This is a genomic window from Burkholderia sp. KCJ3K979, from assembly GCF_016759955.1.
Taxonomy (GTDB): domain Bacteria; phylum Pseudomonadota; class Gammaproteobacteria; order Burkholderiales; family Burkholderiaceae; genus Burkholderia; species Burkholderia orbicola.
In genome coordinates this window covers 1-22067 of sequence record NZ_JACFYV010000106.1, presented here as the reverse complement: position 1 = coordinate 22067, position 22067 = coordinate 1, and the positions used below count along the sequence as shown (strand labels likewise).

The 22067-nt window shown below is 68.7% G+C and carries 17 protein-coding genes; 7 read left to right on the top strand and 10 right to left on the bottom strand.

What is annotated here, in order from left to right; all coding sequences use genetic code 11:
- Nucleotides 1-4569 (bottom strand): beta strand repeat-containing protein (locus H3O04_RS21415; RefSeq protein ID WP_202588401.1); only part of this gene is annotated, 4569 nt, incomplete at its 3' end.
- A gap of 736 nt (nt 4570-5305) precedes the next feature.
- Between H3O04_RS21415 and H3O04_RS21410 the strand changes: the two genes are divergently transcribed.
- Both H3O04_RS21410 and H3O04_RS21405 read left to right on the top strand, forming a co-directional pair.
- On the top strand, nt 5306-5764 hold the full coding sequence (locus tag H3O04_RS21410; RefSeq protein ID WP_011549039.1) for a (2Fe-2S)-binding protein: 459 nt from the start codon (nt 5306-5308) through the stop codon (nt 5762-5764).
- Between the two features lie 21 nt (nt 5765-5785).
- Nucleotides 5786-8278: a xanthine dehydrogenase family protein molybdopterin-binding subunit gene (locus H3O04_RS21405; protein WP_202588400.1), complete on the top strand. Its 2493-nt coding sequence runs from the start codon at nt 5786-5788 to the stop codon at nt 8276-8278.
- A 100-nt stretch (nt 8279-8378) separates the two neighbouring features.
- Here H3O04_RS21405 and H3O04_RS21400 read toward each other — a convergent pair whose 3' ends face one another.
- Nucleotides 8379-9404 carry an AraC family transcriptional regulator gene (locus tag H3O04_RS21400; RefSeq protein ID WP_202588399.1) on the bottom strand — a complete coding sequence of 342 codons (1026 nt, stop codon included), beginning with the start codon at nt 9402-9404 and terminating at the stop codon, nt 8379-8381.
- A gap of 350 nt (nt 9405-9754) precedes the next feature.
- Between H3O04_RS21400 and H3O04_RS21395 the strand changes: the two genes are divergently transcribed.
- The 5 genes from H3O04_RS21395 to H3O04_RS21375 all read left to right on the top strand — a co-directional run bounded on the left by H3O04_RS21395 (nt 9755) and on the right by H3O04_RS21375 (nt 14660).
- On the top strand, nt 9755-11002 hold the full coding sequence (locus tag H3O04_RS21395; RefSeq protein WP_202588398.1) for a dienelactone hydrolase family protein: 1248 nt from the start codon (nt 9755-9757) through the stop codon (nt 11000-11002).
- Between the two features lie 40 nt (nt 11003-11042).
- Entirely contained in the window at nt 11043-11831 is a 789-nt protein-coding gene (locus tag H3O04_RS21390) for an SDR family oxidoreductase (protein ID WP_202588397.1), read from the top strand.
- 64 nt (nt 11832-11895) lie between these two features.
- On the top strand, nt 11896-13134 hold the full coding sequence (locus tag H3O04_RS21385; protein ID WP_006486286.1) for a styrene monooxygenase/indole monooxygenase family protein: 1239 nt from the start codon (nt 11896-11898) through the stop codon (nt 13132-13134).
- A gap of 5 nt (nt 13135-13139) precedes the next feature.
- Nucleotides 13140-13667, top strand: coding sequence for a flavin reductase family protein (locus H3O04_RS21380; protein WP_202588396.1), 528 nt, complete (start codon nt 13140-13142; stop codon nt 13665-13667).
- 36 nt (nt 13668-13703) lie between these two features.
- Complete coding sequence (locus H3O04_RS21375) at nt 13704-14660, top strand: SphA family protein (RefSeq protein ID WP_077179946.1); 957 nt, start codon at nt 13704-13706, stop codon at nt 14658-14660.
- A gap of 279 nt (nt 14661-14939) precedes the next feature.
- On the opposite strand, the gene H3O04_RS21370 is transcribed toward H3O04_RS21375, so the two are convergent.
- From H3O04_RS21370 to H3O04_RS21335, 8 genes are all read right to left on the bottom strand, one after another.
- Nucleotides 14940-15914 (bottom strand): type II secretion system F family protein, encoded by a 975-nt coding sequence (locus tag H3O04_RS21370; RefSeq protein WP_023477416.1) that lies wholly within the window; start codon nt 15912-15914, stop codon nt 14940-14942.
- 36 nt (nt 15915-15950) lie between these two features.
- Nucleotides 15951-16928, bottom strand: coding sequence for a type II secretion system F family protein (locus H3O04_RS21365; RefSeq protein ID WP_011695056.1), 978 nt, complete (start codon nt 16926-16928; stop codon nt 15951-15953).
- Nucleotides 16929-16961: 33 nt separating this feature from the next.
- Nucleotides 16962-18326, bottom strand: coding sequence for a CpaF family protein (locus H3O04_RS21360; RefSeq protein WP_023477415.1), 1365 nt, complete (start codon nt 18324-18326; stop codon nt 16962-16964).
- 18 nt (nt 18327-18344) lie between these two features.
- Nucleotides 18345-19553 (bottom strand): AAA family ATPase, encoded by a 1209-nt coding sequence (locus tag H3O04_RS21355; RefSeq protein ID WP_202588395.1) that lies wholly within the window; start codon nt 19551-19553, stop codon nt 18345-18347.
- 22 nt (nt 19554-19575) lie between these two features.
- The gene (locus H3O04_RS21350; protein WP_011549050.1) at nt 19576-20019 is read right to left on the bottom strand and encodes a TadE/TadG family type IV pilus assembly protein; all 444 of its coding nucleotides are present in this window, start codon (nt 20017-20019) and stop codon (nt 19576-19578) included.
- Nucleotides 20016-20549, bottom strand: a complete 534-nt coding sequence (locus tag H3O04_RS21345; protein WP_105798110.1) for a TadE/TadG family type IV pilus assembly protein — start codon at nt 20547-20549, stop codon at nt 20016-20018. Before H3O04_RS21345 ends, H3O04_RS21350 begins: the two co-directional genes overlap by 4 nt.
- Nucleotides 20550-20562: 13 nt before the next feature.
- A complete protein-coding gene (locus H3O04_RS21340) occupies nt 20563-21834 on the bottom strand; it encodes a pilus assembly protein TadG-related protein (RefSeq protein ID WP_124676902.1) in 1272 nt (423 codons plus the stop codon).
- Between the two features lie 25 nt (nt 21835-21859).
- Nucleotides 21860-22067, bottom strand: a 208-nt coding sequence (locus H3O04_RS21335; RefSeq protein WP_202588394.1) for a hypothetical protein, incomplete at its 5' end; no start/stop codon positions are given.

Below are 22067 nucleotides of genomic sequence, written 5' to 3'. Positions count from 1 at the left end.
GCGGCAGGCGCCGCCCAGATTCACCGCGCCGCCTGCCGCCAGGCTGCCGCCCGCGCCGATCGCCAGCGTGCCGCTGTTGATCAGTGTGCCGCCTGTGTAGGTGTTGGTGCCCGTCAACGTTTCCGTGCCGGTGCCGGCGAGCGTCAGCCCGCCCGCACCGCCGATCGTGCCGCCGAACGTGCCGTTACCGGAGCCGCCGAGCGTCAGCGTATTGCCGCCGAGATTCACCGCCGCGCCGGCCGTACCGACCAGCCCGCCCGTCGTCTGCGGCGACGTGGCCGCGCTCAGGTCGAGCGTCGCGCCCGCGCCGGCCAGCTCGAACAGACTGCCGCCCGACAGGCTGCCGCCGGCACCCACCGCGAGCGTGCTGCCGTTGCCGATCGTCGTGTTGCCGGTGTAGCTGCCCGCCCCCGTGAGCGTCGTGATCGACGGGCCGCTGACCGACAGATTGCCGCCGCCCGAAATCGCGCCGCCGAGGCCAAGATTGTTCGCGCCGCCGACCGTCAGCGTCGCGCCCGCGCCGAGATTCACCGCGTTGCCGAGCACCGTGCCGCCGACGTTCGTGCCGAGCGAGCCGCCCGCGCCGGTCACGTTCAACGCGCCCGTGCCGAGCGCCGAGCCATTGCCGGCGATCAAGCCGCCACCGCTCAGCGTCGTGCCGCCCGAGAACGTGTTCGCCCCGAGCAGCGTCGTCGTGCCGCTGCCGGTTTGCGCGAGGCCGCCGTTGCCGGCAATCACGCCGCCCAGGCTCAGATCGGCCGCGCCGTTCAGCCCGAGCGTCGCGCCCGCGCCGAGGTTCACCGCGTTGCCGAGCAAGGTACCGGCGACGTTCGTGGCAAGCGTGCCGCCCGCCCCGCTCACATTCAGCGCGCCGGTGCCGAGCGCCGCGCCGGTGCCGGCGATCAGTCCGCCTCCGCTCAGCGTCGTGCCGCCCGAGAACGTGTTCGCCCCGAGCAGCGTCGTCGTGCCGCTGCCGGTTTGCGCGAGCCCGCCGTTGCCGGCGATCGTGCCGCTCAGGCCGAGATCGTTCGCGCCGTTCAACCCCAGCGTGACACCGGCGCCGAGATTGACCGCATTGCCGAGCGTCACGCCCGGCACGCTCGCGCCGAGCGACGCCGAGCCGTTGACGTCGAGTGCGCCGAGGCCGAGCGCCGCGCCGCTGCCGACGACCAGGCTGCCGCCCGTCAGCGCGGTGCCGCCCGCATACGTGTTGTTGCCGGTCAGTGCCTGCGAGCCGGTGCCGGCAAGCGTCAGCCCGCCCGCCCCGCCGATGTTGCCCGCGAAGACGCCGCTGCCGCTGCCCGCGAGCGTCAGGTGGTTCGCACCGAGATCGATTGTCGAACCGGCGACACCCGACAGCGTGCCGATCGACTGCGGCGTGGTCGCACCGCTGATATTGAACTGCGCACCGGCACCGGTCAGGTTGACGGGGCTCGACGCGGCGAGGCTGCCGCCCGCGCCGATCGCGAGCGTGCCGCTGCCGATCGTGGTGCCGCCGGTAAACGTTTCGGCCGCGGTGAGCGTCGTTCTACCCGGGCCGTTCACGGACAGGCCGCCGCTACCGGAAATGATCCCGCCCAGCCCGACATCGTTCGGACCGCCAACCGTCAGCGCCGCGCCGGCGCCGAGCTGAATCGCGTTGCCGAGCACCGTGCCGCCGACGGTCGTGCCGAGCGAACCGCCCGCGCCGGTCACGTTCAGCGCGCCCGTACCCAGTGCCGCGCCGTTGCCGGCGAGGATGCCGCCACCGCTCAGCGTCGTGCCGCCCGAGAACGTGTTCGCGCCGGTCAGCGTCGTGATGCCCGAGCCGAGTTGCGCGAGACCGCCGCTACCGCCGATCACGCCGTTCAGGCCCAGATCGTTCGCGCCGGTCAATGCAAGCGTCGCGCCGGCGCCGAGGTTCATCGCGTTGCCCAGCGCGATGCCGTTCACGCTCGCGCCGAGCGCACCGCCCGCACCGGCGACGTTGAGCGCGCCGCTGCCGAGCGCCGTATTGCTGCCGGCGAGCAGCGTGCCGGCGCTCAGCGTCGTGCCGCCGCCGAAGGTGTTCGCGCCGGACAGCGTCGTCGTCCCCGTGCCGCTCAGCACGAGACCGCCGCTGCCGCCGATCGCGCCGCTCAGGCCGAGGTCGTTCGCGCCGTTCAGCGTCAGCGATGCGCCGTTCAAATTGATGCCGTTCGCGAGCGCCGCGCCGGCAGCCAGATCCGCGCTCAGCGAACCGCCGAGGCCGCTCACGTTCAACGCGCCGCCCACGCCGAGCGCCGTGTTGCCGCCGACGATCAGGCTGCCGCCGCCCGTCAGGCTCGCGCCGCCCGTAAACGTGTTCGCGCCGGACAGCGTCGTCGCGCCGGTGCCGCCGAGCGCGAGGCCGCCCGCGCCCGAGATCGCGCCGTTCAGGCCGAGATCGGCTGCGCCGTTCAGGCCGAGGGTCGCGCCCGCGCCGAGATTCACCGCGTTGCCCAGCACGGTGCCGGCGACGTTCGTCGCAAGCGTGCCGCCCGTGCCGGATACGTTCAGCGCGCCCGTGCCGAGCGCCGCGCCGTTGCCGGCGATCAACCCGCCACCGCTCAGCGCCGTGCCGCCCGTGAACGTGTTCGCCCCAAGCAGCGTCGTCGTGCCGGCGCCGCTTTGCGCCAGGTGGCCGCTCCCGCCGATCACACCGCCGAGGCTCAGGTCGGCCGCACCGTTCAGGCCGAGCGTCGCGCCCGCGCCGAGGTTCACTGCATTGCCGAGCAGCGTGCCGCCGACGCTCGTCGCGAGGGTGCCGCCCGCACCGGATACGTTCAGCGCGCCCGTGCCGATCGCCGCGCCGTTGCCGGCGATCAACCCGCCGCCGCTCAGCGCGGTGCCGCCCGAGAACGTGTTCACGCCCAGCAGCGTCGTCGTGCCCGTGCCGCTTTGCGCGAGGCCGCCGTTCCCGGCGATCGTGCCGCCGAGGCTCAGGCCGGCCGCGCCGTTCAAGCCCAGCGTGGCGCCAGCATCGAGATTCACCGCATTGCCGAGCAGCGTGCCGCCCACGTTCGTCGCCAGCGAGCCGCCCGCGCCGGTCACATGCAGCGCGCCGGTGCCGAGCGCCGCGCCGGTGCCGGCGATCAACCCGCCGCCGCTCAGCGCGGTGCCGCCCGAGAACGTGTTCACGCCCAGCAGCGTCGTCGTCCCCGCGCCGGTTTGCGCGAGACCGCCATTGCCGGCGATCGTGCCGCCGAGGCCGAGGTTGGCCGAACCGTTCAGGCCGAGCGTCACGCCGGTGTCGATATTCACTGCATTGCCGAGCAACGTGCCGCCGATGCTGGTGCCGAGCGTGCCGCCCGCGCTGCTCACGTTCAGCGCGCCCGTGCCGAGCGCCGTGCCGGTACCGACGACGAGCCCGCCGCCGCCCGTCAGATTCGTTCCGCCCGTGAACGAATTCGCGCCGTTCAGCGTCAGCGTGCCGGTGCCGCTCGCGTTCAGCGCGCCGCCACCGCCGATCGTGCCCGACAACGCGAGCCCGTTCGCGCCGTCGACCGTCAGGCTCGTGCCGAGCGCCACGTTGTTGAGGAGGTTCACGCCGGCCGCGCCGGCCTCGAGCGTGCCGCCGCCGGCCACGATCGTGCCGGTGCCCAGGGCCCCGGCGCCGTGGACGATCGCGGTGCCGCCGGTCAGCGACGCGTTCGTCGCGGTCGATGCGCCGGTGAGGTCCCACGTGCCGCCCTGCACGCCGAGGTTGTTGAAGTTGCCGTACGTATCGACTGCAATGGTGCCGTTCGCCGGGCTGCCGACAGCCGTGTTCAGTTGCAGGTTGAGCGTGTTGTTGCCGCCCAGCCCGGCATCGACGCCGAGCCCGACCGACGACCCGGTCTGCGCATTGAACGTGTTCGACGTGCCGAGGGCCGCGCCCAGCGACACGTTGCCGGTGACGGTGCCGGCGTTGGTGAACGTGTTCCCCGCGCCCGGCGTCCCGCTGGGCGCGAGCACCACCGAACCGTTGATCGCGCCGCCGCTCGCGTTGGTGAAGTTGACCTGTGCGCCGCCCGACGTGGTCACGACCTGCGCGGTCGGGCCTGCGCTGAAGCCCAGCAAGCCGGTCGTACCGATCGTGCCGGCATTCGTGATGTTCGTCGTGCCGCCCGTGCCGTTGTATACCGTCAACGCCGGCCCGTTGAGCAGCGAGCTCGTCGACCCCATCATCACGCCCGAGCTGGCGTTCGTGACGTTGACGGTGCTCGCCGACCCGACATTGCCGACCACCGTGCCGTTCGACACGAGGCTCAACCCGGACAACGCGGGGTCGATCCTGCCGTTGTTGGTCAGCGTGACGCCGCTGCCGGTCAGCGACAGCGCGGTGCCGCCGAGCAACGGCACCACGGATACGGTCGCGAGCGGCGCAACGGTCAGGTTGAGATTGTTGGTGCCGTTCGAATAGGACGTGGTGGCTCCGGTACAACTGACGGTCGTCGTTCCGGTGCAGGCGGCCAGCGCGTCGACGGGGACGATCCCGGCACCGACCAGCGCGACCAGCATGCCGGTCGGGACGAGGAGTTTCGGACGTGCTTCCGCGCGCTTTTTGTTCGAGCCCATGCGCATACGCATAATCACACCTTCCCATAAGAGAATCGACGACACCGGGTATTGCCTCGACGCATTTAAAATGCCGAAGACAAATACTGGAATTCGCTATTCGATGTTTTTTAGAAAAACACCGCCCCGTCACCAATCCGAAGTGGTTGACTGGATTAAAAACCAATGAGAATGAATCGCTGAGTATTATTGAATCGGCATATTTTACTTTTAAGCCCCCTTCGTCACCCGGTAAGTTTTTCGCTAATCAGAAACAGTTGTTTTCATATAGCCGGAAGCACTGCCCGGGGGAGCACAGTCGAACCCCGTCCGTCCCTGCAGGCCAACACCGCCTCCCCGCCGAAATCCCGTATGTACGGAGCCTTCCGCCCGACAATCAAACGCCGGACCTGCCCGGTCGGACAACCGTACCGCCGTCGCCCCGCCTACCCGTTCGTCAGTACCTGCCGTCCGATTCTCATGTCTCCAGGCGTGATCGCGAGACAAATATAGGCTCGACTCGCAAACGTTTTCCATGGGCCGGATATTTTTTTGGCAAAACTCAACATTCTTTCATCCCGATTAACTCATTTTCGCCCGAGATGAAAATGATTCTCTTTAAGTAAATCACGAAAATCATTAAGAAAGGCAAAAAAATCAAATTCCCGGATGCCGAATTTTTAGCGGATCTGCTCTAATTGATTCAGATCCGCCGCATTGCCTTTCCGATTCGCGGGCGATAACGAGGTGTCCAAGGGAGAACTTCACGATGGTGACGTTGAACATCAACAACCGGCCGGCCGAGATCGATGCCGATCCGTCGACGCCGGTGCTCTGGGTGCTGCGCGACAACCTCGGGCTGACCGGCACCAAGTTCGGCTGCGGCACCGGCGACTGCGGCGCGTGCACCGTTCATGTCGACGGCCGGGCGGCCCGAAGCTGCACGCTGGCGCTGTCGGCGGTCGGCAGTGCGCGCATCACGACGTCCGAACATCTCGCCGACGATGCGCTCGGCAAGGCCGTCCTCGACGCGTGGCTCCGGCACGACGTCGCGCAATGCGGCTACTGCCAGAGCGGCCAGATGATGAGCGCGGCTGCCCTGCTGCGCGGCAACAAGGCGCCGACCGACGCCGACATCGATCGCGCGATGGCCGGCAACCTGTGCCGCTGTGCGACCTACCAGCGCATCCGCGCCGCGATTCACGATGCGGCCAGCGCGCTTGCCTGAGCCTGCCGGGAGACATTGATCATGCGTATTCGCACTGCCGGGCGCCCGGCGAGCACCGACGCCCCCCACCCCGACGCTTCGCCGGTCGCCGGAACAGGTTCTCCGACGCTCGGCCGGCGCGGCTTCCTGAAGCTCACGATGGCGGCGAGCGGCTGCCTTGCACTGGGCATCGCGCCGACCCGGGCCACGGCCGAAGCCGGCAAAGCCCTTCCGTCTTCGCCACCGCAAGCATTCCTGATCATCGCGCCGGACAACACGGTGACGATCGCCGTCAACCGGACGGAATCCGGCCAGGGCGTCAGCACCGCGCTGCCGATGGCGCTGGCCGACGAACTGGATGCCGACTGGCGCAACGTACGCACCGTGCTCGCACCGGCCGGCGAGCCGTACAAGGACCCGGTGACGGGCATCCAGATGACCGGCGGCGCGACGTCGGTCAATCACTCGTTCGCGCAATATCGCGAACTCGGCGCGTCCGCGCGCGCGATGCTCGTCGCCGCGGCCGCGCGGCGCTGGAACGTCGATCCCGCCGCGTGCCGCACCGCGAACGGTGTCGTGACGGCCGGCAACCGCAGCGCGACCTACGGCGAACTGGCGCCCGACGCGATGGCGATGCCGGTGCCGCAGCGGGTGCCGTTGAAATCGCCGGACCAGTTCCGCATCATCGGCAAGCCGACACCGCGCATCGACGCACGCGCGATGCTCGACGGCACGCTCAAGTACGGAATGGACTGGCGCCTGCCGGACATGAAGGTGGCCGTGGTCGCGCGCCCGCCGCGCTTCGGCGGGCAGGTCGCGAGCTACAACGCGGCCGCGGCCCGGGCGGTCAAGGGCGTGGTGGAAGTCGTCGAGATCCCGGTCGACCGCGGCGGCACCGGCGTGGCCGTCATCGCCGATGGGTACTGGCCGGCCAAACTCGGGCGCGATGCGTTGCAGGTCACATGGAAGGACAGCGGGTCGAGCGTGTCGTCAGCGGAACAGATGCGCGCTTACAAGCAGCTCGCCGCCTCGCCCGGCACCGTGGTGCGGACAGCGTCGAGCGGCAGTGCGCCGCCACCGGCAACACGGATTCAGAAGGATTACGAATTTCCGTATCTCGCGCATGCGCCGATGGAGCCGCTCAGCTGTACGGTGGACGTCGGCCCGGCGAGCTGCGCGTGCGGGATCAAGATCTGGGGCGGATCGTCGCTGCAGACGGCCGATCGCGCCGCGGTCGCGAAGGCGCTCGGCGTGGCGCCGGCCAAGGTCCAGATCTTCACGATGACGTCGGGCGGCGACTACGGCCGGCGTTCGACGCCGACGTCGGACTACGTGGTCGAAGCCGCGCGCGTATCCGCCGCCTATCTGGCCGCCGGCCACCTCGGCCCGGTCAAGACGATCTGGACGCGCGAGGACGATCTGCGCGGCGGCTATTACCGCCCGATGGTGCTGCATCGCGTCGACATCGGCGTGGACGGCAGCGGCGCCGTGCGCGACTGGCAGCACGTCGTCGTCGGCCAGTCGGTGCTGAAGGGTTCGCCGCTCGAGCGCACGACGATTCGCAAGGGTGGCGTCGACCCCGCGCTGACCGAAGGCGTCGCCGACAGCCCGTACGGCTTTCCGATGCAGGTGTCGGTCCATCAGACGGACGCGGACGTGCCGGTCCAGTCGTGGCGCTCGGGCGGCCATACGCATACGGCATTCGTGATGGAGACGCTGGTCGACGAGCTCGCGCACGCGGCGCGACAGGACCCGGTCGCGTATCGGATGGCACGGCTGTCCGGTCCCGAGCACGCGCCCCATCGCCAGGCGCTCGCGCTCGCCGTCGACAAATCCGGCTACGGCACGCGCACGCTGCCTGCCGGGCACGCATGGGGCACGGCCATGCACGAATCGGCCGGGACGGTCGTGGCCTACGTGACGGAGGTCTCGATCGAAGCGCAGCAACCGCGCGTGCATCGCGTGACGGCCGGCGTGTATGCGGGCCGCATCGTCAACCCGACCGGCGCGGAAGCGCAGATCCAGGGCGGCGCGCTGTTCGGCCTCGCGACGACGAAGCCGGGCTTCGCGATCGACGTCGACCATGGCGCGGTGCGCAACGCCGGTTTCGCCGACTATCCACCCGTGCGCATGCAGGAAGCGCCGCCGGTGGATGTCTTCTTCGTTCCGTCGGACGCCCATCCGACCGGGTTGAGCGACGCCGGCGTGCCGCCGATCGCACCAGCGGTGGCCAACGGTGCGTTCGTCCTGACCGGCGAGCGGCTGCATGCGTTGCCGTTCGCGCCGATGCTGGTCGCGGCAGCCGCCCCGGCGATGCCGGCGGCCCCCGCGGCAGCCGTCGACGACGATCCGTACGGCGACCTGGCGGCCGGCGGCTGCCGGATGCCGCGCAAGGCCAAGCCGGCCGCGTTGAAGCCCAGGACCGGTCAGAGCCAGGCAGGCGTCGGCCAGGCCCCGTCGATGCCGAAATTCCTGCGGCCGAAACGACGCGCCGGCATCCCGTGCATCGACGATCTGAAGAAAGGCACGGTGTGACGTAGACGATCCGGCCAGCGGCTGCGCCCGGCACGCCGGCCGGGCCAGGCGCAGCCGCATGGACCATCGCGACGGCGGGACAGCGCGCCCGCCGTCGCGTTCACCCCCGCGCGCGCCGCATCCTGAGCGTGGCCGACGGCGATTCGCCGAACGCGCGCTTGTACTCGATCGCGAACCGCCCGAGGTGCGCGAAACCCCATTTCAGCGCGATATCGGTGACCGACGCGAGCCCCGGCGTATCGTCGGCCAGCAGTTCGTCGCGTACATGTTGCAGCCGCAACTGCCGCACGAAGCCCATCGGCGTGATGCCGTGGCGATTGCGAAAGCCGGCGAACAGCGTGCTCGGGCTGACGCCGGCGAGATCGGCGAGCCGTTCGATCGTCAGCGGCTCGTCGAGATGCGCGCGAATGTATTCCTCGACGCGCCGCACGTAGAACGGCGCGAGCGCCGTCGGCAGGCGCCGCGTGCCGTCGCGTGCGCTGTTCGAGTGGCCGTGCAGCAGCAGGTTGAGCAGCGTCGATTCGAGCTGCTCGAACGCAAGCGGATGACGCAACGGATGCGCGTCCGTCGCGATCGCGCCGGCGAGCACCGGCAGCAATTGCGCGAGACAGGTGCCCTGCGGCGACGCCAGGCTGAATTCCGGTTCGAATTCGACGCTCGCACGCCGGTCGTCGCCGAAATGCCGCTGCGCGTGGCGCTCCATCACTTCACGCTCGATGCGCAGGATCACCTGCGGGCACGCATCGCCCCAGCGCATCTTCAACGGCAGCGTCGGCGAAAGCAGCGACGCGGTGCCCGGCGACGACACGAAGCGCGTCGCGCCGCATTCGATCTCGGCGTCGCCGCGCAGCGGAATCTGCAGCAGGAAGAAATGCTCGAGCGGCCCCGGCTCGATGCTGACGCCGCCACCGTAATCGAGCAGGTTCAACGACAGGTTGCCCCAGCGCGCATGGTGCATGCAGCTGTGCAGCGCACGCGATTCGCCGGTCGGCGTGAGCCGGTGCGGCTTGAACACATCGGCCACGCGTGCGCGCACCTCGTCGACGTCGTTCGACTGCAGCAGCAGCGTGTCGTGATTGAAACAGGCGGCATCGGCCAGCCAGCCGGTTTCGAAAAATTGCGCCATCGAAGTTCTCCCGTCGTGCTCGATCGCACTCGCGCCGTGCATGCATTCCCGCTATCGGGGAATGCGTCGCACGATCCGGACAGCGCCCGGAGTATCCGGACAGTCCGTCCTACGAAACACGCAAGTCCCGCGCAAGCCACGCAAGAAGCGGACCGTTCGCGCATCGTAGAAAACTGTGCGGGCGTTCCGCATCCGCACATACCCGCACTCGGCCCCGGCCCGCCGGCCTGCGGCAGCCGCTGCCGCAGGTTTCCGGAATTCGCGGATACCGGCCGAAGAAAGCGGATAGAAACGCCCATTTCGGCCGCCAATACTGGGCCGTCACCGAAACCAACCGCATGGAGGGACCCATGAACGGACGTCACATCGAGATTCCAGCGCCGGAAGGCGGCGCATTCCGCGCGTACCTGAGCACGCCGGCCGGCGGCACCGGGCCGGGCATCGTGCTCTGTCACGAGATCTTCGGCGCGAACGCGACGATGCGCGACGTGGCCGACTATTACGCCGAGGAAGGCTATACGGTGCTCGTGCCGGACCTGTTCTGGCGCCAGGCCCCGGGCATCGAGCTCGGTGATACGGCGGCCGATTTCGAGCGCGCGATGGCCCTTTATCGCGAATACGACGAAAACAAGGGCGTCGAGGACATCGGCGCCGCGCTGGCCGTGCTCCGCCGGCGGCCGGAATGCACGGGCGAAGCCGGCGTGCTCGGCTACTGCCTCGGCGGCAAGCTCGCGTATCTCGCCGCGTGCCGGCTGCCGGGCGTGGCTGCGGCGGTCAGTTACTACGGCGTGGGCATCGAGCACGCGCTGGACGAAGCCGCGCACCTGCACGGGCGGCTCGTGCTGCAGATCGCGGAGCTGGACCGCTTCTGCCCGCCCGACGCGCAGCAGCGCATCGCGGCTGCGCTGGCGGGTCGCGACGGCGTCGAAGTCTACGTCTACCCCGGCGTCGATCACGCATTCGCTCGCGCCGGCGGCGATCATTTCGACAAGGCCGCCGCGGTCATGGCCCACCAGCGCGCGATCGCCGCGTTCCGCGCCGCGCTCGGCCCGCGCTACGACCTGTCCGCGCTGTGGGAAACGCACCTGAAGCACGAGTTCGACACGCGCAACGTCGACGCGACGATGGCCACGATGGTCGCCGAGCCGTACGTCAACCATATTCCGACGCTGACGGGCGGCGTCGGCCACGACGAACTGAAGCGCTTCTACACGCATCACTTCGTGCATGCGAACCCGCCCGACACGACGATCACGCCGATCTCGCGCACGATCGGCGCGAGCCAGATCGTCGACGAGCTGCTGTTCCGCTTCACGCACACCACCGAGATCGACTGGATGCTGCCGGGCGTCGCGCCGACCGGCAAGCGTGTCGAGATTCCGCTCGTCGCGATCGTCAAGTTTCGCGGCGACAAGCTCTATCACGAGCACATCTACTGGGATCAGGCGAGCGTGCTCGTGCAGATCGGCCTGCTCGACCCGGCCGGCCTGCCGGTCGCGGGCGTCGACACGGCCCGCAAGCTGCTCGACGAAACCGTGCCGTCGAACGGCCTGATGCGCCGCTGGCACGACAGCACGCCATCGACGGGTGCGCACTGACGCGGCCCTTCCCTCACCCCACGATTCCCGGAGACACTCCATGAATGCCCTTGCTGGCAAAGTCGCGCTCGTTACCGGCGGCGCCACGCTGATCGGCGCCGCGGTCGCGCAGGACCTGAGCCGCGCCGGTGCGTGCGTCGCGATCCTCGATCTCGATGCGGACAACGGCGCACGCGTGGCCGCGTCGCTCGGCGAACGGGCGCTGTTCCTCGCGCTCGACATCACCGACGATCGCGCGATCGAGCGCGCGGTCGCGACGATCGTCGAGCGGTTCGGCGCGATCGACGTGCTCGTCAACCTCGCGTGCAGCTATGTCGACAACGGCATCCACGCGACCCGCAACGACTGGCTCGCCGCGATGGACGTCAACGTCGTGTCGGCCGCGATGCTCGCGAAGGCCGTGCATCCGCACATGGCCCGGCGCGGCGGCGGCGCGATCGTGAACTTCAGCTCGATCTCCGCGCAGTGCGCGCAAACCGGCCGCTGGCTGTATCCGACCTCGAAGGCCGCGATCCGCCAGCTCACGCGCAGCATGGCGATGGATCTCGCGCCCGATCGCATCCGCGTCAACTCGGTATCGCCGGGCTGGACCTGGTCGCGCGTGATGGACGAGATGACGCACGGCGACCGCGCAAAGACCGATCGCGTCGCCGCGCCGTTCCACCTGCTCGGGCGCGTCGGCGATCCGTCGGAAGTCGCGCAGGTCGTCACGTTCCTGTGCAGCGACGCGGCGAGCTTCGTGACCGGCGCCGACTACGCGGTGGACGGCGGCTATGCCGCGATGGGCCCCGAACAGGCGGTGCCGGCGATTCCGCGGCTCGCGGAGTGACCGTGCCGCACCGCCGCTTCCTCCAATCATGACGGCCGCTACGCAACCAACCAAGGACCTTCCCATGAGACGCATCGCTATCGTCGGCGCCGGCCAGTCCGGCCTGCAACTCGCCTTCGCCCTGCTCGACCAGGGCTACCACGTCACGCTCGCGACCAACCGCGATGCGGAGCAGATCCGCACGGGCAAGGTCATGTCGAGCCAGTGCATGTTCCACACGTCGTTGCAGATCGAGCGCGATCTCGGCCTGAATACGTGGGAGGAAGCGTGCCCGGCCGTCGAAGGCATCGGCATCGCGGTGCCGCACCCGGACGGCCACGGCCGCAAGGCGATCGACTGGTCGTCGCGCCTCACCCGCTACGCGCAGTCGGTCGACCAGCGCGTGAAGATGGCCGACTGGCTCGACGGCGTGCGCCGCCGCGGCGCGGACGTGCGCATCGCCGACATCGGCGTGCCCGAACTCGAGGCACTCGCGCGCAGCCACGACCTCGTGCTGCTCGCGGCCGGCAAGGGCGACATCGTCGGCCTGCTCGGCCGCGACGATGCGCGCAGCCCGTTCGACCGCCCGCAGCGCGCACTGGCCCTCACCTACGTGAAAGGGATGACGCCGAGCGAGCCGTATTCGCGCGTACGCTTCAACCTGCTGCCGGGCATCGGCGAGTATTTCGTGTTTCCCGCGCTGACCACCACGGGCCCATGCGAAATCATGGTGTTCGAAGGCATCCCGGGCGGCCCGCTCGACTGCTGGGCCGACGTGAAGACGCCCGAGCAGCATCTGGACCGCAGCCTGTCGTTCCTGCAGCAGTACGTGCCGTGGGAATTCGAACGCTGCCGCGACGTCGAACTCACCGATCCGAACGGCACGTTGGCCGGACGTTTCGCGCCGACCGTGCGCAAGCCGTTCTTCCGGCTGCCGTCGGGCCGCACCGTGTTCGGGATGGCCGATGCGGTGGTCGTCAACGATCCGATCACCGGCCAGGGCTCGAACAACGCCGCGAAATGCGCGAACGCGTATTTCGACGCGATCGTCGCGCGCGGCGCCGCGCCGTTCGGCGAAGACTGGATGCAGCAGACCTTCGAAGGCTACTGGGCCTATGCGCAGCATGTCGTGCGCTGGACCAACTCGCTGCTCACCCCGCCGCCGCCGCACATCCTCGAACTGCTCGGCGCGGCCGGCCAGTCGCCGTCGCTCGCGAAAACGATCGTCGACGGCTTCGACGATCCGCGCCGGTTCGCGCCGTGGTGGTTCGAGCCGTCGGCCTGCGCGGCGCTGATCCGCGAACACAGCGTGCGTGCGGAGTAACCGCCATGGAAACGACCGTTACCGACCGTGCGGCCCTCGACCCGATGCAATTGCGCGCCGCGTTCGGGCAGTTCCCGACCGGCGTCACCGTGATCACCACGTGCGCGGCCGACGGGCGCAAGGTGGGCCTCACCGCGAATTCGTTCTCGTCGCTGTCGCTCGATCCGCCGCTCGTGCTGTGGAGCCTGCGCAAGGTCGCGCCGAGCCGCCCGGATTTCGTCGCGGCCACGCACTTCGCGATCAACATCCTCGCGCACGACCAGATCGACCTATCGCGGCGCTTCGCGACGCCCAGCGCCGACAAGTTCGACGGCGTGCCGCACGTGGCATCGGAAAGCGGCGGCGTGCCGTGCCTCGGCGGCGCGAGCGCGCGCTTCGTGTGCCGCAACGTCGGCCACTACGAAGGCGGCGACCACCTGCTCTTCATCGGCGAGATCGAACGGTTCGACGCATTCGGCAAGGCGCCGCTCGTGTTTCATGCCGGCCAGTATCGCGCGATCGCCGATCATCCCGATCTTTCACGCGCCTTTTAATTAGTCATACAAACAAATAACCAGGAGGTGGTGAACATGAAACTCGGATCTCGCCTGCTCGTCGCCGCAGGCTTCGCGATCGCCGGCCTCGCCGGCCACGCGCCGGCCCACGCGGCCGACCTGCCCGCGGTCAACCTCGGCATGACCAGTTTCCTCGACGGGATGCCGCCGGCCGGCGCCGGCTGGTACGGCACGCAATACCTGCAGTACTACACGGCCGGCCGCGTCAACGACAATGCGGGCAACAAGGTCGGGCTGCCGAAGCAGGACATCGACCTGTTCGCCGGCTTGAGCCAGCTCGTCTATCAGTCGCCGCTGACGTTCGCGGGCATGCATCCGGGCCTCGACGTAATCCTGCCGTGGATTGCGTCCGCGCGCACCGACGATGGCATCGGCAACGTCGCGCTGAATGCGCGCGCCGGCTTCGGCGATCTGCTGATCGGCCCGTTCATCCAGTTCGACCCGGTGATGGGCACGCAGGGCCCGCGCTTCGCGCAGCGCGTCGAATTCCAGTTCATCGTGCCGACCGGCGCGTACGATCCGTCGCGCGCGATCAATCCCGGCAGCCATTTCTGGTCGTTCGATCCGTACTGGGCCGCGACGCTGTGGCTCACGCCGAAATGGACCGTGTCGTGGCGGCTGCACTATCTGTGGAACGCGACCAACCATCAGCCGGCCACGGCACTCGGCCCCGACGTGACGTCGACGCAGGCCGGCCAGGCGCTCCACGTGAACTTTGCGACCGAGTACGAAGTGCGGCCCGGCCTGCGGCTGGGGCTCAACGGCTACTGGCTGCGCCAGACCACCGACATGAAGGCCAACGGGCAGGACGTGCCGGGTACGCGCGAGGCCGTGTTCGCGATCGGGCCGGGGGCGATGGTCAGCTTCTCGCCGCACGATCACCTGCTGTTCAACGCGTACTTCGAGACCTATGCGCGCAACCGGCCGCAGGGCACGCGGATGGTGCTGCGCTACGTGCATCACTTCCAGTGACGCGCGCCGCGCCGGCCGCCCCGCCACGGGGCGCCGCCGCTTCAACGGGTTAGCAGTAGGGGGCAGCCGTGAAGGCGGTGGACTACGGCTTGTTCCATGGCCGACCATGGGTCCAGGATGCATTGACGCCGCTATGGTCGACCTGTCTCGCGGCGCCGCCTGGGGAGGGAGCCTCCATGAAGCCTGTTGCCGTGCCGGCCGCCGGATGGCCACCGCGTGGCCCCGGGGCCGGCACATCCGGCCTTTATCGATGCGCGCGCAGCCGCATCCGCGCGCCGCTCACGGCGCGACGCCAACGAACGTCGGCAGCAGCACGCGATAGACGTGAATCATCGCCGGGCCGAGCAGCACCATCATCAGCGCGGGAAAGATGCAGAAGATCAGCGGAAACAGCAGCTTCAGCGCGATCTTCGCCGCGCGTTCCTCCGCGCGCATCCGGCGCCGCGTGCGCAGCATGTCCGACAGCACGCGCAGCGATTCGCTGATGCTCGTGCCGAACCGGTCGGCCTGGATCAGCATCGCGCAGAACGATTCGATGTCCTCCACGCCGGTGCGCAGCGCGAGATTGCGCAGCGCCGTCTCCTTCGTGAAGCCGGAGCGCATCTCGAGCAGCAGCAGGTCGAGTTCGCTCGCGACCACCTCGCTGCGAAACCGCAGCTCCTCGCTCACCTTCATCAGCGCCGCGTCGAGCCCGAGGCCGGCTTCGACGCACACCGTCAGCAGGTCGAGCGCGTCCGGAAAATCCTCGAAGATCTTCCGCTGGCGCACCTTGACCCGCTGCGACAGCACGATGTTCGGAATGTAATAGCCGATGCCGGCGAGCGCGACGAGGATCAGCGACAGCAGCGCACGCTCGTCGCCGAGCGACGTGGTGATCAGCGCCAGCAGCGCGGCGCACGGCAGGCCGAGCGCGAGCATCGTCTTCGCGGTGAAATACACCGCGGCCGCGCTCTGGTTGCGCCATCCGGCATTCATCAGCCGGATGCGCAACGGCGAATTCTCCCAGCCCTCCTTCGGCACCGACAGCTTCGAGATCGGGCTGGACAGCTCGACCAACTTCGCGACCCAGCGCGACGCCATGTCGTCGCCGTCTCCCGGGCCGGCGACGCCGCCCGCCCCGGTCCCGCCGGCCTGCTGGAGCCGGCGCTGGATGCCGCGCGGCGAGAACAGCAGCATCGCGACGAGCACGCCGCCGGCCACGAAGATGAACAAGCCGCCCAGCATCACGGCCTGGACCACGCTCAGGTTTTGCATGACAACCTCGCAACGGTTCGTTATTCGGCTCGCGCGTCAGACGCGAATGCGCACGATACGGCGGATCCAGAACAGGCCGAACAGCATCGACACCAGCATCGTGCCGACCATCCGGATCCCCGCCGGGTCCTCCCAGAGCACCGACAGGAATTCGCGGTTCAGCAGCGCCATCACCGCCGCGGTGCCGAACGGCAAGAGCCCGAGAATCCACGCCGACAGCCGCCCTTCCGCCGACAGCACGCGCACCTTGTCGAACAGCTTGAAGCGCTCGCGGATCAGCCCGGCGATGCTCTCGAGCAATTCGGCCAGGTTGCCGCCCGTCTCGCGCTGGATCAGCACCGCGATCACGAAGTAGCGCAGGTCCTGCACCGGCACGCGCGTCGCGAGATTCGTCAGCGCGTCGTGCAGCGACACGCCGTAGTTGACCTCGTCGAACGTGACGCGGAATTCGCCGCCCATCGGCTCGGAAAACTCGTCGCCGACCATCCCGAGCGTGCTCGTGAACGAATGGCCGGAACGCAGCGCGCGCGCGATCATGTCGCAGATGTCCGGCAACTGCCGCTCGAGCTTGCGCATCCGCTTGGCGCGGCAGCGCAGCACGTACGTCATCGGCAGCCACCCGGCGACCAGCGCGACCGGCACCGCGGCGAGTTGCGGCAAGCGGGCGAAACTCGCCACGAACCACGCGAGGGCCGCGAACGTCGCACTGAGCGTGATCAGCTTCGGCAGCGTCCAGTCGAGGCCCGACTGCTGGATCACGAGATCGAGCGCATGCACGCGCGGCAGGCGCAGCAGCAGCCGGTCGAACGGCTTCGACTCGTCGAGCATGCGCTTCTTCAGGATCGACAGCCGCTCCTGCTGGACGTTGCCGCCGGCCGACATCGCGCGAATGCGCGATTCGATCCGGCGCGCGGCGGCGCCGTGCCGCGCGTTCCACCATTGATAGATGCCCTCGATCGACAGCACGACCGCGACGAAGGTAAGAATCACAAAACCGTAAAAGATCGCATTCATGAGGCCTCCCCGGCAGCGCACGGCGCCCTGGCGTCAGTCCGTCTCGTAATGCACGGACGGGTCGTACAGCGAATCCGGCAGGTTGATGCCGAATGCCTGCAGCCGCTCGGCGAACTTCGGCCGCACGCCGGTCGCGCAGAAGTGGCCGCGCACCGAGCCGTCGCGGTCCACGCCCGTGCGCTTGAACGTGAAGATCTCCTGCATGTTGATGATGTCGCCTTCCATCCCGGTCAGTTCCTGGATGCTGACGATCTTGCGCTTGCCGTCGGTCAGGCGCGCCGCCTGCACGACCACCGAGATCGCCGACGCGATCTGCTGGCGCATCGTCTTCGGCGGCAGCGTCAGGCCGGACACGCTGACCATGTTCTCGAGGCGCGTCAGCGCGTCGCGCGGCGTGTTCGCATGGATCGTCGCGAGCGAGCCTTCGTGGCCGGTGTTCATCGCGTTAAGCATGTCGAGCGCTTCGGCACCGCGCACTTCGCCGAGGATGATGCGGTCCGGGCGCATCCGCAGCGCGTTGCGCACCAGCGTGCGCTGCGTGATCTCGCCCTTGCCCTCGATGTTCGGCGGGCGCGTCTCGAGCCGCAGTACGTGCGGCTGCTGCAGTTGCAGCTCGGCGGCGTCCTCGATCGTCACGATCCGCTCGTTGCGCGGAATGAAGCCGGACAGGATGTTGAGCAGCGTCGTCTTGCCGCTGCCCGTGCCGCCCGACACCAGCACGTTCACCTTCGCGCGCGACAGCGCGTCGAGCAGCTCGGCCATCGGCGGCGTCAGGCTGTGGAAGCGCACCAGGTCGTCCATCTTCAGCGGGTTGACCGCGAAGCGCCGGATCGACATCAGCGGCCCGTCGATCGCGGACGGCGGGATGATCGCGTTCACGCGCGAACCGTCCGGCAGCCGGGCGTCGACCATCGGGCTCGATTCGTCGATGCGGCGCCCGACGCGCGACACGATCTTCTCGATCACCTTCATCAGGTGCGCGTCGTCGTAGAACGTCACGTCGGTCAGTTCGAGCTGGCCGCAGCGCTCGACGTAGACCTGCCGGTACGTGTTCACGAGGATGTCGGAAATGCCGGGGTCGCGCAGCAGCGCTTCGAGCGGACCGAAGCCGAACATCTCGTCGTACACGTCGATCGCGAGCTGGCGCCGTTCGATGTCGTTCGCCGGCAGCCGCTCCTCGTCGAGGATGCGCGCGATCAGCGCGCCGATTTCCATGCGGATCTGATCCTGATGCAGCCGGGACAGGCGCTCGAGCTCGACGCGCTCGAGCACCGCCAGGTGAATGTCGCGGCGCAGCTTCTGGTATGCGTCGCGCACCGACGAATGCGCCGGGCCGGCCGCTTCGCTGGCCGCCAGCGGCTGGGCCCGGTGCAAGGACATCTGTTCGCGCAATGACATGATGGTTCCCCGAAAGAATTACATCGACTTGAGCTTCGGCGTGGCCTTGCGGCCGAACAGCCGGGACATCAACGGTTCGCTGTGCGTCGCGCCGCGTCCCGCGCGCACTTCGCCGTCGACGAGTTGCTTCGCACAGCCCTGCAACGCCCGGACGACCGCCGAGCCGCGCGCGAGCCGCGACACCGGATGGCCCTGGTTGATCGCTTCGAGCACGGTGTCGGCGTCGTCCGGAATCGTGCAGGCCGCGTGCAGGCCGAGCACTTCCTCGAGCGCGGTGCGGGTCCGCTCGCTCGCGCGGGTCGTGCGGTTCACGATCAGCCGCAACTGGTCGGTCGAGTAGCCGAGCGACACGAGAATTTCCAGCAGCCGGCGGCCGGCGCGCACGTGCGGCATCGCGGGCTGCAGCACGATCTGGATCTGGTCGCTGCGATCGAGCGCGACCATCGACAGCGGGTTGATGCCGACGCCGACGTCGAAGATCACGAAGTCGTAGCGCGGCGCGGCGACGCCGAGAATCCATTCGAGCGCGTCCTCGCGCATCTCGGCGGCCTTGACCGGGTCGCCGGCGCCCGCCAGCACGTGAAAGTTTTCCGTCACGTGCGCGACGCTCGCGTCGAGAAACGCGCCGTCGAGCCGCTCGATCTGCGCGCACAGCTGCGGCAGCGTCGACGGCGGCGTTTCGTCGCTGACGAGGAATGCCGCGTCGGCGAACTGCTGGTTCAGGTCGATCAGCAGCACGCGGCGCTTGAAGCCCTCCGCGATCTCGAACGCGATGTTGCCGGCCGCGAAGCTCGTGCCGACCCCGCCCTTGCACGACATGAACGACACGATCCGCGTGTCGTCGGTATCGCGCCGCGTGCTTTGCGCCGCCGCCCGCCCGAGCGCGTTGCCGAGCGCCTGCGGATCGAGCGGCCACTGCAGCACGTCGCGGGCGCCCGCGCGCATCGCGTCGAGCAGCACGTGCGGCGATGCGTCGGCCGTCACGAGGATGCAGGTCAGGCCCGCATGCGCACGGCAGATGCGCTCGATCGCCGACAGCTCGGATGGATCGAGCGACGTGCCGTCGATCAGCAGGATGTCGAACGCATCGAGCCCGTCGGTGCGATGCTCGATCTGCGACGGGCGGCCGGTGGCGCGCGTCGTGCGATAGCGTCCGCAGTCGGCCACGAGACGCGCGATCTGCGTGAGCCGCGCGGTATCGTCGGAAGCTACGAGGATGTTGATCATGTCGTGTGCCTCGTCTTTTCGATTAGTTGCAGGCGGAGCCGCCCGTCGCGGAATTCAGGCTTTCGCGCGGCAGCGTCGTCGTGAACGGCGGCATCCTGACCGTGACGTTCATGAACGGGATCATGGTCTTGACGGTGACGTTCGTGACGCTCACCGTCACGAACGAGCACGTGTTCACGTCGCAGCTCGACGGCGTGTAGTTGACCGACACGTTCGCGCTCGACAGCAGCGGCAGCAGCGATCGCACGCGCTTCACGACACCCGCGGCGTTCACGTCGCAGACCACCGCGGTGCGCGCGCCGAGACGCACGGCCTCGCTCGCGGTGTTCCAGTAGAACAGCACGCGGCCGAACTCGAAGATGCCGATCAGCAGCATGATCAGCACCGACGCGATCAGCGCGAATTCGACGATCGCCACGCCGCGCTGCGCGCGCCGGCGGGACAGCGGAAAATGGCGCGCGTTCATGACACCTGCCTCATCACGGTGACGATGTTGCCGAAGGTGATCGACGGCAGCCACGGGTACGCGGGGATCGGCTGGTACTGGTAGCCCGAGATCTTCACTTCGACGACGTTGATCGCGCCCGTGGCCGTGCCGCTCGCCGCGTTGTTGTTCGAATCGTAGGTCGGCAGGTTCGCGAACTGCGCCGGGTCGGACGCATCGCTGCAGCCGGTCGTGCGCTGCGCGTCGCAGATCGTGACCATCGACGTCGTGAGCCCGGGCACCAGCTCGGTGCCCGACGAGCCGCACGTCGTGCTGCCGTACACGACGAGGCACTGCGCCTGCGACACCGGATACGCGCTGTCGGTCGGCAGCCAGACCGACAGGTAGCGTGCCGCGTCGCGCGTGGCCTTGGTCAGCGTCTCGTACTGGTAGATCGCGCGACCGAACTCGGCCACGCCCGTCGCGAGCATGATCATCGGCATCAGCACGAGCGCGAACTCGACGGCGACGACGCCACGGGTGCGCGAACGACGAATCGGCGGCTTCTTCATGATCGTCTCTCCGCTATTGAACGAGCATCGGCACCTGGGTGCCCGACGCACTGCCGCTGCCGGGCAAGCCATGCGTCGCGCACGGGTTGTTGCCCGAGACCGACGAGCCGAGGTATTCGAGGTGCGCGACGACGGCGCCGCTGCCGGCGCTGAACGGGAGCGGATCGAGCATCAGCACGCAATCCCATTGCGTGACGTGCACCTTGCCGCTGCTGCCCTTCAGCGTCGAACAGTCGCCTTCCGGCGCGAGCGCGAGGCGCCGGTCGCTGCCGTACGTCGAGTAGTTGCTCGCCGTCGCCGTGCCGTTGGTGGCGATGCCGCTGCCCGACGGCGGCGCGCCGTCGCCCTGGTAAGGCTTGAAGCTCGCGCGGTCGGCCACGAACTGCGTGTATGCGTCACCCTTGATGCCCGCCGTTCCGGGCGGCCCGTAGTTCGGCCCGACGTATGCGTAGCCGGTGAAATCGGGCTGGCCGCTCGAACCGTTCGCGCCGTTCGTATAGATGCCGAAACGCGTATTCCACGCCCGCTGCGACGCCGACTTCATGCCCGTGGTGGCCAGATCGGGTGGGCTCGTGATGTTGCAGGTATTGCCCGACAGCTCGCTCGCGAGCGTCGTCTCGTTCGTCGAGCCGTCGAGCGCCGCCCAGCCGAAGTTGCCGGGCCCGTAGGTCGACGACGACCCGGACGGCGACGAGATCCAGTCGCCGACCTTGTAGGCCGGATCGGACGGGCCACGGCACACGAACACGGGGATCGCGCAGGTGGTCTGGCCGCCGCCGACGGTCGCGATCGCGCTCGCCGACACTTCCGCCGCATTCGCGAGCTTCGTGCCCGGCAGCACGTTCAGCACCTCGATGAACCAGTGCGCGATGTTGCTCAGCGTCGCGGTGCACTGCACGTACTTGATGTTCGCCGGCGTCGTGACCGCGTTCTTGGTCAGGAACGGGTTGGTCAGCGAATCGCTGAACGTGACGTTCGCGTTCGTCGACATCTGTACCGACTTCTTCTGGAAAAACACGAAATTCAGATGGCCGGCGGCGATGCCGTCGGCCTCGGCCACCGACAGGCTGATCGCCGACGTCAGGTCGCGCGCGGCGGACAGCGCGCAGGCATCGGCGCTGTTCTGCAGTTCGCTGCGCGTGACGTACAGCTTGCCGAGATCCAGCGCCAGCCCGACGAACCCGATCATCACCGCCAGTGCGAGACCGACGATGATCGCGACGGCACCGCGCTGGCGGTGCAGGCTGCGACGCGTGACTTTCGGATAGCGGGCTGCGCGGTTCATGGCGTTCTCCCTGAGCGTGCCGTCGTTACTGGGTGGACTTGCCGATGCCGATCACGAACGCATTGGTGGGCGGCTGGACCTGCTTGAACGACTTGTCGTAGTTATCGAGCGCAGATGCGGCGGCGCTGCCGTCGACCCCCGATGCCGACACCGGACGTTCGCCGGCATGCGGATCGATGATCTGGGCGTGCATCACGGTGCGGACCGAGTCGCCGAAGCGGCTGTCCCATACC